Source organism: Dactylosporangium cerinum, from assembly GCF_042653625.1.
Lineage (GTDB): Bacteria > Actinomycetota > Actinomycetes > Mycobacteriales > Micromonosporaceae > Dactylosporangium > Dactylosporangium cerinum.
Window position 1 is genome coordinate 267,591 of sequence record NZ_JBHSIU010000054.1, and the last position, 14,697, is coordinate 282,287.

Genomic DNA, 14,697 nt, shown 5'->3' on the forward strand with positions numbered 1-14,697 from the left:
CCATGACCCAGCGTGCGCTTACCCTTGCTCGACGCATATCGGACGCGACCCCACCGGACCGGGACCGCGCCGTGGACGGGTTGCGTGCCCTCGCGATCGGCGGGGTGGTCCTCGGTCACTGGCTGGTCACCGCGCTGGTCACCGACGGCGGCACGGTGCGCGGGGCCAGCCCGCTGCGCTTCCTGCCGGAGCTGGCGCCGGTGTCCTGGCTGTTCCAGACCCTGGCGGTGTTCTTCCTGGTCGGTGGCTACACAGCGGGCCGGCCACGGACGCTGCCGTATCGCCCATGGCTGGCGGCCCGGCTCACCCGGCTGCTGCGCCCGGTGCCGCCATTGCTGGGTGTCTGGACGGTGGTCGTGGCGGTGCTGCTGGCGACCGGCGCGGCCGATCGGACCGTGCACACCCTGGTGAAGCTGGTCCTGTCGCCGCTGTGGTTCCTGCTGGTCTTCGCCGCGCTGACCGCGGCGACGCCGCTGGTGTCGCGGCTGCACTGGCAGTGGCCGCTGAGCGTGGTCATCGCCGTGGACGTGCTGCGTTTCGGGCCGCTGGCCCCCAGTTGGATTGCCTGGGTCAACCTGGGCGCCGGCTGGCTGGTGCCGTTCTGCCTGGGGATCGCCTGGTCCCGCGGCACGCTGAACGTCCGGCGGACCGGCTGGCAGCTGCTCATCGGTGGGGCGGCCGCGACGGCGGCGCTGATCCACTGGTTCGGCTACCCGGCCTCGATGGTCGGCGTGCCCGGCGAGGGCATGTCCAACCTCAACCCGCCGACCCTGGCCGCGGTCACGTTCGGGCTGGCGCAGTGCGGGCTTGCCCTGCTGCTGCTCGGCCCGCTGCGGAAGCTGCTGGCCAGGCCGGTCGCGTGGGCCGGGGTGGCGCTGCTGAACCTGTCGGCGATGACCGTGTTCCTCTGGCATCAGACCGCGATGATCACGGTGACGCTCGCCGTCGACGGTACCCGACCGGGACTGCACACCGTGCCCGACACGCCGGGGTGGATGGCGGCGCGGATGCTGTGGCTTCCCGTTTTCGCGTTGGTACTGGCATGCTGCTGGACACTGTTCCACAGGTTCGAGCGCGGTGTTTCGCGCCGCTCGGCCGCCATGAGGTAATGCGAATATTCGGATAAGACGGACATATCCGAGTATCGCTCGTTATGTTCCCTGCATGGCTTCAGCTTGGCTCAAGGCATCAGCCGTGCTCACCGCGGCCGTCATCGCCTTCGCACCGGCAGCGTCAGTATCAGCGTCTGTGCAAGCGAACCCCATCCCGCCGCCGCAGTCGGTGGTCGTGCAGGCCGGCGACACGCTCTGGGGGCTGGCCCGGCGCAACGGCACCACCGTCGCGGAACTGCAGCGCATCAACAACCTCGGCACGTCGACCCTGATCCGGATCGGTCAGACGCTGCTGCTGTCCGAGTCGACCCGCGCCGCCAGGGTCGCCACCGCCGTCGCCTACGCCAAGGCGCAGGTCGGCAGGCCCTACAAGTTCGCGACGGCGGGACCTGAGACGTTCGACTGCTCAGGGCTGGTCATGCGAGCCTGGCAGGCGGCCGGTTTCCAGCTGCCGCGCATCACGTACGACCAGATCAAAGTCGGACAGCACATCACCCGCGAGCAGCTGGAGGCCGGCGACCTGGTCTTCACCAACAACGGCGGACACGTCATGCTCTACATCGGCGACGGCCAGGTCGTGAACGCCGGCCACACCGGCGTCTCCGTGCACCTGCAGGCCCTGCCGCGCACGGAGAACGTCGTGGCGTTCGTCCGGCTGCCCGACCGCTGACGCGTCACCGGCCGGTGATCCCGGCGACCTCGTCGAGGTGCTGCAACAGGTCGTGCGCGGCCAGCTCGACGTCCTTGTGCCGCCACTCCGACGCCCGGTACACACAGGCGATCAGCCCACTGCGGTGCACCCGGCGCAGGTCGCCGCAGATGAACGCATACCGCGCCTTGGTCTCCTCACCTGGCCCAACGGTGAGCCCGAGGTGCCATCGGCCGTACTCGTCCCAGGAGTGCCGCTCCAGGTAGGCGTTCTGCTCCTCGGCCTTGGGCTGCACCTCGCCCCAGTCACTGTCCAGCACATACTGCCGCGCGTCGATGAGCTTGCGGACGTACGCGACCGCCGCCTCGTTCACCTCGTACTTGGCCATACCCCCCGCGATACCCGCGCCGTCCCCGCTTCAAAACCGTCCGCCCCATGATCCGGAAGACCTTGTGCAGTCACAGGTGCGCAAGGTCTTCCGGATCACGGGGATGGGCGGGTGAGCCAGGCGGCGATGGTGTCGATGTCCCCGCGGGTAAGGCCGCGCTCCCGCTCGACGGCGTGCAGCAGCGCCGCGCCTGGGTGGTGCGCCGCGACCCACTCGCGGTCGGCGGCGGTGATCTCGTCGTCGATCCAGACGAACGGGCGCTCGGCGGCCCAGGCGACCAGGCCGCGGGTCTTCCAGTGCACCGGCCCGGCGACGTCCTCGTCGGGCCAGTCCACGACCGGCAGCTCCGGCAGGTCAAGCAGGGGCGCGATGACGTCGTTGGCGTCGGCGCCCCACGTGGTCGCCCACACCAGGTCGCCCGGCAGCGCAGTCAGCCAGCCGCCGAGCCGCGGGTCGAGGCGGGCGAGCAGCGGGTTGCCCCGAGCCGCGGCGCGGATCCGCGCCGAGGCCGGTAGGCCGTAGCTCTGCGCGCCGAACGGGATCAGCGGGCCGTCGACGTCGAGGAACACCACCGGCCGCATCCTCACAGCGTACGGAGGAGGGCCAGCAGCCGCTCCACCTGTTCGGCGGCGGGCCGGTCGTCGACCGGAAGCACACGGTGCACCCGACGGTCCGGTCGGTCGAGGAAGCACTGCACGTGCCCCCGCTCCCAGGGCCACGCGACGAACTCGGCCCGCGGTTCGGTCGCGAGCCGGTCCTTCAACAGCCGGGCGACGGTCCGGGCCGGCCACTCCCAGCTGTGGTCGGTCTCGGCGCGGGCGACTTCGGCGTCGTACTGTGCGGCGTCGAACCGCAGCGCCGGCGGGGGCGGACCCACATGGCCGCGCCAGTCGCGCCACACGACCGTGCCGCCGTCGCGGACGATGGTGACGTACAGGGCACCGCAGCACCCCTCGCCACACATCGCGACGGCGAGGCGCACCTCCACCGGCACCGGACCGGCACGCAGGCGCCCGTCGAGCAGTTCGACCGGCACGCCCTTGTCGAACGCGGCGGCCACGACGGGCACGCCGTCGGCGAGGACCCTGGTCTCGACGCGACCGCGGGCCTCCGGCGGCGGGACCACGACCACGATCCGGAAGCCGTCCGCCGGGAGCGTGCCACCGGACAGCCGGGCCAGGATTTCGGCGCGCTCGCCCGGCGCCCAGTCGAGACAGGCCGCGAACCCGGTCCGCACCTCCTCGGCGAGCCCGGCCAGCACCGCGGGGTCCCGCACACGGCCGGCGATCGCGCGGTACACGGTGCGGGCGCCGGCGTACCGTCCGAGCTCGGTGCGGTCACCGGTGTCGGCCATCGCGAGCAGCAACCGCCCGGCCTGCTCGACGACGCCCGGGTCGTCCCCGTCGAGGAGGGCGACGAGGTCGACGGCCTCGGCGACGTCACGGGCCGTCGACGGCGGCAGCCGCTCATCCCCGACCGCGTGCCGGGCCAGCCAGGCACGGACCTCGGGTGGCGGCGGCACCAGAGCGGCGTCCCTGCGCCGGCGGCGGGCCGTGTCGCCGGGTGCCGGCGGGCGCAGCAGCAACCCGATCGCGGTCACCCGGGTGTGCCCGGCGCAGTGCGCGGCGAGCCGGAGCAGCTCCCCGGTGGCGCCCGGGATGCCGGCGAGGACCCGGGCGGCGAACGGCCCGGCGGGCTCGGCACGGCCGCACTCCCCCACCACCGGCGCGTCGTCGACGGTCGCGACCCCGACGAGCAACGCCAGCCCGACGCACACCGGGCCGTCGCCGGTGCCGTGCCGGACCAGCCACCGACCGGCGCGCAGCCGCCACTCCGGTGGCGCCCCGGACCGCCGCAGCGCGGCGTCGATGACATACGGCGGCAGGCGCAGCGCGGCCAGGAGCTCGTGCAGCCGCTCCGGTTCCGGGGTCGCGTCGAGGACCGCGCGCAGCGCCGCCTCGTCCTCGCCGAACGGGTTCACCGGAGCGGAGGGGACTCGATTCGATCAACCATGCCCACCATGGTGCCACGCACCATGGCACCCGAAGGCACCGGTTCGCGTGGCTGACGCTGCGGTGTTCGTGCCGCTGGTGTTCTTCGGTGTGTTGCTGGTTCCGGCGTTGCCGCGGTGGGGCGCCGCCCTGATCGCTGGAGCAGTCGGCGCGGTGTTCGTGCCCGTCGTGGTGAGCTGGCGAACAGCGCGGGCTGACCGTTGACCTCGACGGAACGCCGCCCCTGGCCCATCGCTACGTTCAGGACGTCTCCTGCGTGGCGCCGGCCTGCGGCGATGCGCCGGGCTCGGCGCGGAAGGTCAGCCCGGCGGCGTCCATCGCGGCTCGCAGATGTCGAAGGGCGTAGGGCCCGACTCCGTGGAGTGCCTGCACCTCGCCCTCACTGAGCATGGCCACCTGTTCGAGCCGGACCACACCGTGTGTGGTGAGCGCACGTGTGGCCGCCGCGCCGAGGTGTGGCAGCGGGGTGCCCGGCAACGGTGCCGGCTGGTCCCGGGCCGTCCGGGGATGACCCTCGTGGTCCAGGACGGCGGCGCCGCGGGGCGAGAGCCGGTACCCGATGTCGAGCGACTCGGTCAGGCCGCGCTCCTTCAGTTTGCGCACGTTCTGTTTGAACGACGGGGTGTCGCGCCCCATCCGTTGTGCGAGGTCGGGCGCCCGGGTGGCCGGCAGTTCGTCGATCAGCAGCAGCGTCGCCCGCGTCCAGGGCCCGGTCGGCGAGGCGCGGTCGAGCCGGTCGAGCCACGCGATGATCGCGTCGATCTCCGCCGGGTCGGGCACCGATTCCCGCAGCGTGTGCCGTGGGTCCGTGCCCGCATACCGCAGCCCGATCCGATACACCGGCCGCTCGGGGTGGAGGCGGTCCAACCCCTGCCGGAGCGCGACCAGCGACGCCGCGCCGGCCCGGCGGGCGTCCGCCCTGGTCAGCGAGCTCACCGGCACACGGTCGACGGACGTGATCTCGACCAGTCCGACCGCGGTGCGCATCTGGGTGCCGACCCTGACCCGGGGCTGCTCCCATCGGCGGAACGCCACGTCGACCTCGCCGGCCCGGATCGCCGCCAGTTCTGCGGGACGCATCTGCATATTCCCAGTTCAACACACGCCACGATCCATCCGACGGTCGGTTCCCCGTCGAGCCTGCGGCAGGTGTGTCACCCGCGGCAGATCAAGGCGTCGACGGGACTAGGGTTCGGGCATGATCACCTTTCCGGTCGATGATGTGGCGCCCGCCGGCGCGCTGCTGCCGACGCGGCCGCTCGGGGAGCTGTTTGCCGGACGCGCTGGCGTTCGGTGGTGACGCGGCGCTGCCGGTGCTCGATCCGGACGGGGTGCAGCCGCTGCTCAGCGCGGTCGCCCGGGCGTTCGCCGACCATCGGCCACTGGTGCTGTCGCCCGACGCGGTGTGGCTGACCATCGCGCAGGGCGTCGCCCACCACGTCCGGCTGCACGCCGAGCAGCTGCGCCCGCGGCTGGTCAGCCACACCGGCAGGAAGCGGCTCACCGTGACCGTCGACGCGGTGCCGCGCGACGCCGCCGGGTGGGCCGACACCGCCGAGACGTTCGCCAAGTTGCTCACCGCCGAGGTCATCGACGCCGACCTGTTCGAGTGTGACTTCTCCACGAGCACGGACGTCGACAGGACGGCGGGGCGGGTGGTGCTGCTCGACGTCTACACACCGTATTTCTCGCTGTGGCTGCAATGCGTCTGCGGCATCCCGTCCGTCACGCTGACCGGCACGGTCGAGGACTGGCGACGCATCCGCGCGCGGGTCGACGCGATCGCCGGCTTCGGCCTGGAGACGTGGTGCCGATCGCTCGCGCCGATCGCTGACGAATTCGTCCGGGCCTCCGCCGGTGACCCTGACCCGGAGTTCTGGCGGCGGATCTACAACCCGATCGACGCCTACGGCGGCGATGTGATCACCGGCTGGGCGGCCCGCTTCTATCCCTACCTCAAGGGCATCGCGGTCGACGAGCCGAACACGCTGTTGGAGCTCCCGATCGGCGAGCCGCGTGACGTGACCGTGGAACACCGCGGCTACTACACCGGCCCAGGCGTCCAGAGCTCCTCGGTCCCCGCCACGCTGTCGCGCGTGGTCGTCAACGTCAACGATCGGGTCTCCGGCGACAACCGGGTGGTGGCCCTGTCCGCCGGCCTCATCGGCGTCGCCCAGGACCCCGACGGCGCGCTGCGGCCGGTCGCCGCGTGGCACGTGGCGCCCGCGGTCATCGAGATCGACGACGTGATCGACCGGATCGTGCGTGAGCACGACACCGCCCAGGCGCAGGAGGTGCCCGGTGAAGCGCCCGTCGAGGTCATCGCGCTCTATCACCGCCTCGGCGCCGCGACCCTGTTCGACGGCCGCTGGCGGCTGGTGCCGGCAAACGAGCGCCGCTACTTCGACACCGGCATTCTGGACCTGTGGACCGAGACGCTGATCGACCTGGCCGACGGCCGGACCATCGCCGCGGTGACCGACGTGTCCACGATGATCACGTACTGGGCGCTGTGCCGGGTGGTGCAGGTCGGCGAGCCCGGACCGTCCACGCCCCGGTTCCGCCTGGCCGACGACCCGGCCGATGTCCCGTTGCTCGGCACTTCCCTTGTCATGCTGCTCGACGCCGCTCTGGACTCGGGCGGTGACGTCGCACACCTGGAGACCGGGCGCCTCGACCAACTCGACGCATAGGCCGGCTGCTTGTGAAATGCATGCGTCAGCGGCGGATGGGCCGCAGGTCGCCGGTGGCGTGCCGGGACAGCTGCTCCTTGACCGCGCGGGCGCCGTGCCACAGCTGGTGGCGGGCCTCCTGGTCGGGCTGGGTCTGCGGGCGGTCCAGCCGCTGCCACACGGCGGGGGTCGCCTCGACGGTGTCGCGGGCCAGGCCGACGACCGCAGCGTCCAGGTCGAGGCCGCCGACGTCGCCGATCCCGGCCGAGGCGAGCACCTCGAAGCCGGCGCCGACGGCTCTGACCGCGCTGACGTCGAACGTGCCGGCGCCCAGGTCGTACACGACCAGGCACCGCCCGTCCGGCAGGTCCTCGCCGAGGTTGCCGGTGAGGTACGCGGCCGCTGCGACCGGCTCGGGCACGAACCGCACGGTGCCGAGTCCGGCCCGGTCGGCGCCCTCGGCGAGCACGGCCAGCCGGGTCGGCCCCCACGTGGCCGGGTGCGTGAGCACGACGGTGCGCGGCGGAGCGCCCGTGGACCGTTCGGCCTCGGTGCCGACCCGGCGCAGGACGGCCGCGACGAGGTCGACGACGGTGATCTCGCGCTCGCCGAGCAGCACGGTGCGCTCGTCGACGCGGCGCTTCGGGTTCGGCTCGTACGCGGCCGGGGTACGCGACCGCGGCCCGCTCCGCGTCGGCGCCGGTGAGCAGGTCCCCGCCGGGCGCGGCGAACACGGCCGAGGACAGCAGCGGGCTGGCGTCGAACAGCAGCGGCCGGGCGACCCCGTCGGCGCCGGCCAGCATCGCGACGGTCGTGGAGGTGCCGAAGTCGATGCCGAGCCCCGCCGCGCCGTTCGTCACCACCCGATGACCCTACGAAGTCATAGCCGTTCAGCGGTACACACGAACGAGGTACTCAGACTCGCAGGCGGTGCAGCAGCAGGCCGGTCATCGCGCGGACGCCGACACCGATCGCGCGTTCGTCGGCGCCGAAGTCGGGCGCGTGCGGCCGTCCGTTCAGGCCGGCGTCGGGATCGGCGACCCCGAGATAGAACATCGCGCCGGGGACCCGGCGCAGGAACAGCGCGAAGTCCTCGCCGCTGAACGGCCACGCGGCATGCATCGTCATGACGGCGACGCCGGGGTCTTCGCGGAGATGGGCGGCGCCCGCGTCGCTGAGCTCCGGCGAGCAGACCATCGCCGGGAACACCGGGCGGGGGAACGTGACCGTGGCGCCGGCCTCGGTGGCCAGGTCCGCCAGTTGCGAGCGCAGCTCGGCGTGGCGGGACTCGGGCCACGCCCGCAGCCACAGGTCGACGGTGACCGGATCGGCGGTGGCCACCAGCTCCACGTCGGCGAAGACGAACGTGGCGAGCGGCCCGTCCGGGGTCTGCACGGCGGCGAACAGCGCGGCGTAGTCGTCGTCCGAGGTCGGGCGGGTGACGGTGACCAGCTTGCCGACCCCGTCGAGCAGCCGCGCCGCGGTGGTGGCCGCGTCCGGGCCGGACAGCTCGAAGTGGCAGGTGTCCTGGCCGGGCTGCCCCACGCCGGGCAGGGCGGCCAGGACGCCGACCGGCAGCGGGGCGCAGTGCAGCGCGTAGGCCTCCCGCGGCGGGTGTGCGTCCAGGACACCGTCGTCGATCATCGCCCGGGCGCCCTCGAGGGTCTCCTCCGCGGGTTGGAACGCGAACACCACCCGCCCGGCGAAGCGGTCCCGCAGCCGGGCGAGGGTCTCCGCGATGCCGACGCCGATCGCGGTGTGCAGGTCGTGGCCGCACAGGTGGGCCCCGCCCTGCTCGGTGGGCACGGCGTCCATGTCCGCCCGGTACAGCAGCGTCGGGCCGTCGCCCGGCCGGCCGTCGATGACCCCGACCACGCCGTGGCCGCCGACGCCGGTCCGCACGTCCAGCCCCGCGGCGCGCAGCCGCTCCGCAACCAGTCCGGCGGTGCGCTGCTCGCCGCCCGCCAGCTCCGGGTGCCGGTGGATGTCGCGGCGCAACGCGATCAGCCCGGCGTCGGATGCCGCCGCGGCGGCATCGATGAACTCATGCATTTCGACCCCCGTCATGCCGCACAGGGTAGTGACCGCACTCGACGTACGGGGGGCGAGTCGTTACGCTCGGCGTCCGGCCGACGGGGAAGAGGGCGGGTTTTGGACGAGCAGCTGCGCCGACCAGAGGCGCCACCGGCCGCGCCCTACGTGCCGCCGGCCCAGGTCCCCGTGGAGACACGGTCGGCCGCGCAGGCCGGCCACCTCGCCCAGGCCGCGGCGCAGGCCGGTCACGCGGCCCAGGTCGCGGCGCAGGCCGCACAGGTCGCGCAGGCCGCGGCGCAGGCGGCCGCGCTGCGGGTCGCGGGGGCGGCCGGGACCGCGAGCCGGCACACCGTCGCCGGGGCGAAACGGGCCGCGAGCAGCGTCGGCCGGTTCTTCATCGGGATCGGGTACTTCTGGCGCGGCATCGCGTACTTCGTGCGCTCCCCCAGGCTGTGGTTCTGGGCGCTGCTGCCCGTCCTGCTGACCGCGGTGTGCCTGCTGGCCGCGGAGGAGGGCGTCTCGAGGTTCGTCGGTCTCGCCGTGGACTGGCTGCTCGGCTTCGTGTCCAGCTGGCCGTCGGGCCTGCGCTGGGCGCTGCGGTGGATCATGAAGTGGGCCGCCCTGGCCGTGTTCCACATGCTGCTGACGGCGCTGACGGTGCCCATCACGATGTTCCTCGGCTCGTTCTTCCTGCCGTTCATGACCCGCAGCGTGGTGCGGCGCACCGGCGGCGCCGACGTGGTGCCGCCGCCGTGGTGGCGGGCCGCCGGCGTCTGCCTGCGCCAGACCCTCATCGTGACGCTGGTCCTGCACCTCGGCTGGCTGATCTGCCTGCCGCTGCTGTTGCTGCCGGGCTTCAACCTCGCCGTCGCGTTCGGCGTCGGGCTGGTCTTCAACGGCTTCCTGGTGGGGGTGCTGGTCCTCGCCGTGCCGATGCACCACCACGGCGTGCACGGCGTCAAGCAGCAGCTGACGTTCGCGTGGCGGCACCGGGCCTACGTCACCGGGTTCGGGATCATGAGCCTCATCGCGCTGATCCTGCCGGTGCTGTCGCTGCGGTTCCTGGTGATCGTGCCGATCCCGGAGATCTTCGCGTTGCCGGGCGCGGTGCTGTACCTGGTGACCGCCCCGTCGGTGCTGGTCGGCGCGGTCCTGCTGCACCGCCGGATCATCACGCCGCCACCGTCCGTGGCGGCGACGCCCGCGCCGTGGCTGGATCCGAGGTTCCGGTACGGTCAGGGCCATGTCGGCAGTGGCCAGTTTCAGCTCCCTCAAGGCGACGGACGTCGCTGAGTTCACCCGCGACCCGGCGGCCGTGCTGGAGAAGCGCGGCACGCCCCTCGAGGTGTCCTTCGACTGGTCCGCCTACGTGATCCTGCCGGTCCTGGAGCTGCTCGGCGACCGCGGCATCACGCTGCACACGTCGCAGTACGACCGGCTGCTGGACGAGGTGCCCGAGGACGACGGGCAGTTCACGGTGCTGCTGACCCCGCAGCACCGTGAGTTCCTGCCGCGCCTGGACCCGGACACGTTCGGCGACGCCGAGTTCCGCGACCGGTTCGCCGAGGACCGCCTCGAGCTCGACGAGGCCGAGGCGGGCGCGGCGGGCCGGGACGTGATCGTCCTGCTGCACGACTGCGTCGCCGAGGTCGCCGACGACGAGGTCATCGTCATCAGGATCGGCTGACGGTCACGCCAGCTTCGGCAGGACCTTCTCGGCGGTGGCGCGCTCGACCTTGAGGTTGCCGCTGTCCGTGCTCGCCGACGTGGCGTACACGTCGACGACCTTGCCGGCGGCGTACACGTACAGGTGCCCGGCCAGCGAGTAGGCGGACTCGCCGATCCCGTCGACCTGGTCGGCGTCCTTGTTCTGCACGTCGAACTGCTCGCGCGTCTCGATGTTGACCGTCACGTCGAGCTGGCCGGCGCTGAGCTGCCACTGGCAGTAGCGGGCGCCGGAGCTGGCGCCGCCCTCGTTGCTCATGAGGGTCACCGTCTTGCCGGTGAGGGTCTTGACCTCGGCCTTCGCCAGCAGCGTGCAGATGTCGGGTAACCCGGCCGGGCCGGCGCTCTTCGTCGCGGCGGGAGCGCCGGCGGCACCGCCGGTGGTCGCGGCGGCTCCGGGGGTGGGGGTGTCGTCGGCACCCTTGAGCACGCCGCACCCGGCGAGGCTCAGTGCACCGGTCAGCAGTGCGGTGGCGGCAAGGACGGGGCGGCGCGGCATGACGGCTCCTCGGGGGCGATGTGACCTGGTGATCTCCACCTTGAAGGGTCAACGATCACTCCGCCCGCGCAGCGACGCCACCTGGCACATTTCCGGGATCGCCGGCGCGATAGGGGCTACACCGCCCGGACCGGCGGATGGACGGTGAAGTCGAACCCGACCGAGTCCTCCCCGGCGATCGTGACCCCGCCGGCGTCGAATGTGGCGATGTACGTCCGGGTGCACGGCTCGCCGGTGTGGCACACCCGCAGCTCGAACGTGCCCGGGTCGCGCCAGCCGCCGGTGGTGGCGATCGGGTGCGTCCCGCCGTCGGACATGGTCAGCGTCGCGCGGTGCCACCGGCCGGGTTCGCACCGGAACCGGTGCTCGCCGTGCTCGTCGTCCAGCTCGACGAGCCAGCCGTGCGCTGCCCGTACCACCGCGAAACCGAGAATCCGGGTGGGCTGGTCGATGGGTGGCCGGCCGCCACGCTGCGGCGGGGCAAGGGGGTCGGCGACCCGGAACCGGCGGCCGGGCAGCTCCGGGCCCGGTTCGGCGGTGTCGGTGAGCGCTGGCAGCCGCAGCCCCTCCAGGCGCGGCCGCGGCGCCGGCGCGGCGTCCAGCAGGTGCGTCCACACCGCGTCCAGGACGGCCTGCATGTCGGCGGTGCCGGCGGTGATCGCGAGCACCGACGCCTGGGCCGGCATGACGATGACGAACTGGCCGAACGCGCCGTCGCCGCGGTACGCACCGTGCCGGCACCGCCAGAACTGGAAGCCGTAGCCCTGCTGCCAGTCCGGTGACTCGTTCGTGTCCGCCGTCGGCACCTGGAAGGCGGTCGCCGCGTCGACCCAGTCCGCCGGCACCAGCTGCCGGCCCTGCCAGCGACCGCCGCACCGGTGCACCTCGCCGAACCGTGCCACGTCGGCGGTCCGCAGGCGCAGCCCCCAGCCACCGAGGTCGATCCCTCGCGGGCAGCTGTCCCACTCGGCCGGGCCGAACCCGAGCGGCTCGAACAGCCGCGGCCTCAGGTAGTCCAGCAGCGTCTCGCCGGTGCGCCGCTGCATGATGGCGGACAGCGCGTAGGTGGCGCCGCTGTTGTAGACGAACCGGGTGCCGGGCTCGTGCGCGACGGGCACGCCGAGGAACCCGCGGACCCAGTCGCCGTCCGGGTCCTGGGCCATCAGCGGGGCGGCGTCGGTGTCGTGGCCGGTGGTCATCGTCAGCAGGTGCCGCACCCGCATCCCGCGCAGGTCCTTTTGCTGATCGCCGACGGACAGGAGGTCAGCGACGTGATCGTCCACGGACAGCAGCCCGTCGGCGACGGCCAGCCCGACGGCGGTGGAGGTGAAGCTCTTGCTCAGCGAGTACAGGGTCTGCGGCTCGTCTGGCTCGTACGGATGCCAATGGCCTTCCGCGACCGTCTCGCCGTGGCGCAGCAGCACGAACCCGTGCACGCCCAGCTTCTCTGCCGCGGCTACGAACCCGTCCATCGTCGCACTCTACGATGACGCCGGTGCGAAGGGTGACCCTGCAACGGGACGACGTGACGATCTCGGCGCTCGCCGGCGGCTCCGGCCCACCGGTGGTGCTGCTGCACGGCCTGGCCGGCAGCGCGAACGAGCTCGTGCCGACCGCCACCGCCCTGCTCGACTCGCACACGGTCGTGGTCCCCGATCAGCGCGGACACGGGCGCTCCACCCGCCATCCCACTGACGTGTCGCGGCGCGCCTATGTCGACGACGTGATCGCCGTCCTGGACGCGTTCACCGCTGCGCCGGCGGTGCTGGTGGGCCAGTCGATGGGCGCGCACACCGCGATGCTCGTCGCCGCCCGGCATCCGTCGCGGGTGCGTGGCCTGGTCATGCTGGAGGGCGGGGTCGGCGGCGACGACGGTGACTACCCGAGCCGGCTCGAGGCGTGGTTCGCGTCGTGGCCGGTGCCGTTCCCGTCCCGGGAGGCCGCGGTCGAGTTCCTCGGCGGGCGGTCCCTGGCCCAGGCATGGGCCGCGGACCTGGAGGAGCGCGACGGCGGGCTGTGGCCCCGCTTCGACGGGACCGTGATGACGGCGGCGATCCGGGGCGTCGCGGACGTCGCGCGGTGGGACGACTGGGCCGCGGTGCGGGCGCCCACGCTGCTGGTCCGGGGCTCCGACGGCACCGGCCCCCCGGGTGAGGTGGAGCGGATGGTGGCGCTGCGGCCCGGCACCGCGCACGTGGTCGTGCCGGACGCGGGGCACGACGTGCACCTGGACCAGCCCGACGCCTGGCTGGCCGTGCTGCGGCGCTTTCTGGACGGCCGGAACCCGTAGGAACGTGGCAGGCGGGCCGCTGTCGCGGTCCCCGCGACACCCATAGCGTCGCGGCATGTCCATCTTGGGGCCCGTGCTCATCGGGCTGCTCTACGCGGCGCTCAACTCGTTCATCCCTTCGCGGCACCGCCGGCCGTTCAACGCGCTGATGGTGGCGGGCGCCGGCGCGGCGTACCTCAGCGGCGGCGCCTTCGGGCCGCTCGAGCTGGCGTTCACGAGCGTGATGACGGTCGTCGCGTTCCGGGGGCTGTCGTCGTGGCGGTGGATCGGCGTCGGCTGGCTGCTGCACACCGCCTGGGACGTGGCGCACCACCTGCGGGGCGAGCCGCTGCTGCCGTTCGCGCACGACTCGTCGTTCGGCTGCGCGATCTGCGACCCGGTCATCGCATTGTGGTGCTTCGCCGGCGGCCCGTCCGTGGCGGACGTCGCCCGCCGATGGTTCAGACGGGACGGCGCCGAGCGGATCCCCGAGCCGCGATGAACCCTGAGCCTACTGAGTCTGGAACCGCGGTCGACCGTTCGTCGCCAGGTTCGGGAGCGGCGATCACAGGGGCCTGGCGTGCACGGTGATGCGGGTGAACGAGCCGACATTGATGTGGTCGCCGTCGGCGAGCGGGACCGGCAGCTCGGGCTGGATGGGGTCGGCGGCGTCGTTGACGAACGTGCAGTTGGCGGAGCGGAGGTCGACCACCGCCCAGCCGCCGCCCGGCTGCGCGACGAGCAGCGCGTGCAGGTGCGACACGGCGATGTCCTCGGGCGGGCCGGCCAGGTCGATGTCGGGGTAGCTGCCGCGGGACCGGCTGCGCCGGCCGATGAGGACCTGCTCGCCGGTGAGCGCGAACCGGCGCTCGGGGCAGAACCGCGGGTAGGAGATCGTGGGGTCGGGACCGTTCCAGGCCTCGACCCGGTCGAAGTGGGCCCGGTCGGCGGAGACCACCACGTGCCAGCCCACGGCGGCGGCGGTGCCGTTCGTCGCGGTGCTGTTCGACCCGGTGGCGTCCAGCCCCCGCCCGGACGTGGCCGCGTCCGACGTGGCCGTCCCGGCGCCGCTCGGGGTGGCCGCGCGCACGGGCTCGGAGGCGAGGACGGCCTCCAGCGCGGCGTCGGGCGGGGCGGCCAGCGCGTCGAAGCCGTCGACCTCGCAGAACCGCCCGGTCATCGGCGTCGCGCACTCCGGGCACACGGTGATCCGGACCGACGCCGGCTGGACGGCCGGCGGCGCCTGCCCGGAGGGCGCCGCCGTCATGGCGGCGCCACAGACGTCGCAGTAGTCGGTGGTCTCCGACTCGTGGCCCTTCGGGCAGGCGGCCATCGGG

18 protein-coding genes are annotated in these 14,697 nt (G+C 73.2%); 9 read left to right on the forward strand and 9 right to left on the reverse strand.

Features of this window, described 5'->3' with window-relative positions:
- The first annotated feature begins 2 nt into the window (after positions 1-2).
- Both ACFPIJ_RS39210 and ACFPIJ_RS39215 read left to right on the forward strand, forming a co-directional pair.
- Positions 3-1,109 carry an acyltransferase family protein gene (locus tag ACFPIJ_RS39210; protein WP_380123158.1) on the forward strand — a complete coding sequence of 369 codons (1,107 nt, stop codon included), beginning with the start codon at positions 3-5 and terminating at the stop codon, positions 1,107-1,109.
- Positions 1,110-1,248: 139 nt separating this feature from the next.
- The gene (locus tag ACFPIJ_RS39215) at positions 1,249-1,782 is read left to right on the forward strand and encodes a C40 family peptidase (protein ID WP_380123160.1); all 534 of its coding nucleotides are present in this window, start codon (positions 1,249-1,251) and stop codon (positions 1,780-1,782) included.
- Between the two features lie 4 nt (positions 1,783-1,786).
- Here ACFPIJ_RS39215 and ACFPIJ_RS39220 read toward each other — a convergent pair whose 3' ends face one another.
- The 3 genes from ACFPIJ_RS39220 to ACFPIJ_RS39230 all read right to left on the reverse strand — a co-directional run bounded on the left by ACFPIJ_RS39220 (position 1,787) and on the right by ACFPIJ_RS39230 (position 4,130).
- A complete protein-coding gene (locus ACFPIJ_RS39220) occupies positions 1,787-2,149 on the reverse strand; it encodes a hypothetical protein (protein ID WP_380123161.1) in 363 nt (120 codons plus the stop codon).
- 95 nt (positions 2,150-2,244) lie between these two features.
- Entirely contained in the window at positions 2,245-2,730 is a 486-nt protein-coding gene (locus tag ACFPIJ_RS39225) for an HAD domain-containing protein (RefSeq protein WP_380123163.1), read from the reverse strand.
- A gap of 2 nt (positions 2,731-2,732) precedes the next feature.
- Complete coding sequence (locus tag ACFPIJ_RS39230; RefSeq protein ID WP_380123165.1) at positions 2,733-4,130, reverse strand: hypothetical protein; 1,398 nt, start codon at positions 4,128-4,130, stop codon at positions 2,733-2,735.
- 79 nt (positions 4,131-4,209) lie between these two features.
- On the opposite strand from ACFPIJ_RS39230, the gene ACFPIJ_RS39235 reads away from it, so the two are divergent.
- A complete protein-coding gene (locus ACFPIJ_RS39235) occupies positions 4,210-4,365 on the forward strand; it encodes a hypothetical protein (protein ID WP_380123167.1) in 156 nt (51 codons plus the stop codon).
- Positions 4,366-4,401: 36 nt separating this feature from the next.
- Here ACFPIJ_RS39235 and ACFPIJ_RS39240 read toward each other — a convergent pair whose 3' ends face one another.
- Complete coding sequence (locus ACFPIJ_RS39240) at positions 4,402-5,241, reverse strand: hypothetical protein (RefSeq protein WP_380123171.1); 840 nt, start codon at positions 5,239-5,241, stop codon at positions 4,402-4,404.
- 191 nt (positions 5,242-5,432) lie between these two features.
- On the opposite strand from ACFPIJ_RS39240, the gene ACFPIJ_RS39245 reads away from it, so the two are divergent.
- The gene (locus ACFPIJ_RS39245; protein ID WP_380123173.1) at positions 5,433-6,854 is read left to right on the forward strand and encodes a DUF4419 domain-containing protein; all 1,422 of its coding nucleotides are present in this window, start codon (positions 5,433-5,435) and stop codon (positions 6,852-6,854) included.
- A 25-nt stretch (positions 6,855-6,879) separates the two neighbouring features.
- Here ACFPIJ_RS39245 and ACFPIJ_RS39250 read toward each other — a convergent pair whose 3' ends face one another.
- The gene (locus ACFPIJ_RS39250) at positions 6,880-7,452 is read right to left on the reverse strand and encodes an Hsp70 family protein (protein ID WP_380123175.1); all 573 of its coding nucleotides are present in this window, start codon (positions 7,450-7,452) and stop codon (positions 6,880-6,882) included.
- 83 nt (positions 7,453-7,535) lie between these two features.
- Here ACFPIJ_RS39250 and ACFPIJ_RS39255 point away from each other — a divergent pair, with 83 nt between their 5' ends.
- The gene (locus tag ACFPIJ_RS39255; protein WP_380123176.1) at positions 7,536-7,703 is read left to right on the forward strand and encodes a hypothetical protein; all 168 of its coding nucleotides are present in this window, start codon (positions 7,536-7,538) and stop codon (positions 7,701-7,703) included.
- A gap of 45 nt (positions 7,704-7,748) precedes the next feature.
- Here ACFPIJ_RS39255 and ACFPIJ_RS39260 read toward each other — a convergent pair whose 3' ends face one another.
- A complete protein-coding gene (locus ACFPIJ_RS39260) occupies positions 7,749-8,900 on the reverse strand; it encodes a M20 metallopeptidase family protein (RefSeq protein WP_380123178.1) in 1,152 nt (383 codons plus the stop codon).
- Positions 8,901-8,984: 84 nt separating this feature from the next.
- Here ACFPIJ_RS39260 and ACFPIJ_RS39265 point away from each other — a divergent pair, with 84 nt between their 5' ends.
- Entirely contained in the window at positions 8,985-10,160 is a 1,176-nt protein-coding gene (locus ACFPIJ_RS39265; protein ID WP_380123180.1) for an EI24 domain-containing protein, read from the forward strand.
- A complete protein-coding gene (locus ACFPIJ_RS39270; protein WP_380123182.1) occupies positions 10,111-10,554 on the forward strand; it encodes a hypothetical protein in 444 nt (147 codons plus the stop codon). Before ACFPIJ_RS39265 ends, ACFPIJ_RS39270 begins: the two co-directional genes overlap by 50 nt.
- 3 nt (positions 10,555-10,557) lie before the next feature.
- Here ACFPIJ_RS39270 and ACFPIJ_RS39275 read toward each other — a convergent pair whose 3' ends face one another.
- Positions 10,558-11,091, reverse strand: coding sequence for a hypothetical protein (locus ACFPIJ_RS39275; RefSeq protein ID WP_380123184.1), 534 nt, complete (start codon positions 11,089-11,091; stop codon positions 10,558-10,560).
- Positions 11,092-11,207: 116 nt separating this feature from the next.
- A complete protein-coding gene (locus tag ACFPIJ_RS39280; RefSeq protein ID WP_380123185.1) occupies positions 11,208-12,563 on the reverse strand; it encodes a serine hydrolase domain-containing protein in 1,356 nt (451 codons plus the stop codon).
- A 23-nt stretch (positions 12,564-12,586) separates the two neighbouring features.
- On the opposite strand from ACFPIJ_RS39280, the gene ACFPIJ_RS39285 reads away from it, so the two are divergent.
- A complete protein-coding gene (locus ACFPIJ_RS39285; protein WP_380123187.1) occupies positions 12,587-13,381 on the forward strand; it encodes an alpha/beta fold hydrolase in 795 nt (264 codons plus the stop codon).
- Between the two features lie 55 nt (positions 13,382-13,436).
- Positions 13,437-13,862 (forward strand): DUF6010 family protein, encoded by a 426-nt coding sequence (locus tag ACFPIJ_RS39290; protein WP_380123189.1) that lies wholly within the window; start codon positions 13,437-13,439, stop codon positions 13,860-13,862.
- Between the two features lie 63 nt (positions 13,863-13,925).
- On the opposite strand, the gene ACFPIJ_RS39295 is transcribed toward ACFPIJ_RS39290, so the two are convergent.
- The gene (locus ACFPIJ_RS39295; RefSeq protein ID WP_380123191.1) at positions 13,926-14,693 is read right to left on the reverse strand and encodes an FHA domain-containing protein; all 768 of its coding nucleotides are present in this window, start codon (positions 14,691-14,693) and stop codon (positions 13,926-13,928) included.
- Positions 14,694-14,697 lie beyond the last annotated feature (4 nt).

Coding starts and splice junctions, on each gene's coding strand:
- ACFPIJ_RS39275 (WP_380123184.1), bottom strand. CDS start 11,091: ATGCCGCGCCGCCCCGTCCTTGCCGCCACCGCACTGCTGACCGGTGCA.
- ACFPIJ_RS39295 (WP_380123191.1), bottom strand. CDS start 14,693: ATGGCCGCCTGCCCGAAGGGCCACGAGTCGGAGACCACCGACTACTGC.
- ACFPIJ_RS39280 (WP_380123185.1), bottom strand. CDS start 12,563: ATGGACGGGTTCGTAGCCGCGGCAGAGAAGCTGGGCGTGCACGGGTTC.
- ACFPIJ_RS39210 (WP_380123158.1), top strand. CDS start 3: ATGACCCAGCGTGCGCTTACCCTTGCTCGACGCATATCGGACGCGACC.
- ACFPIJ_RS39225 (WP_380123163.1), bottom strand. CDS start 2,730: ATGCGGCCGGTGGTGTTCCTCGACGTCGACGGCCCGCTGATCCCGTTC.
- ACFPIJ_RS39240 (WP_380123171.1), bottom strand. CDS start 5,241: ATGCGTCCCGCAGAACTGGCGGCGATCCGGGCCGGCGAGGTCGACGTG.
- ACFPIJ_RS39220 (WP_380123161.1), bottom strand. CDS start 2,149: ATGGCCAAGTACGAGGTGAACGAGGCGGCGGTCGCGTACGTCCGCAAG.
- ACFPIJ_RS39260 (WP_380123178.1), bottom strand. CDS start 8,900: ATGACGGGGGTCGAAATGCATGAGTTCATCGATGCCGCCGCGGCGGCA.
- ACFPIJ_RS39290 (WP_380123189.1), top strand. CDS start 13,437: ATGTCCATCTTGGGGCCCGTGCTCATCGGGCTGCTCTACGCGGCGCTC.
- ACFPIJ_RS39270 (WP_380123182.1), top strand. CDS start 10,111: ATGTCGGCAGTGGCCAGTTTCAGCTCCCTCAAGGCGACGGACGTCGCT.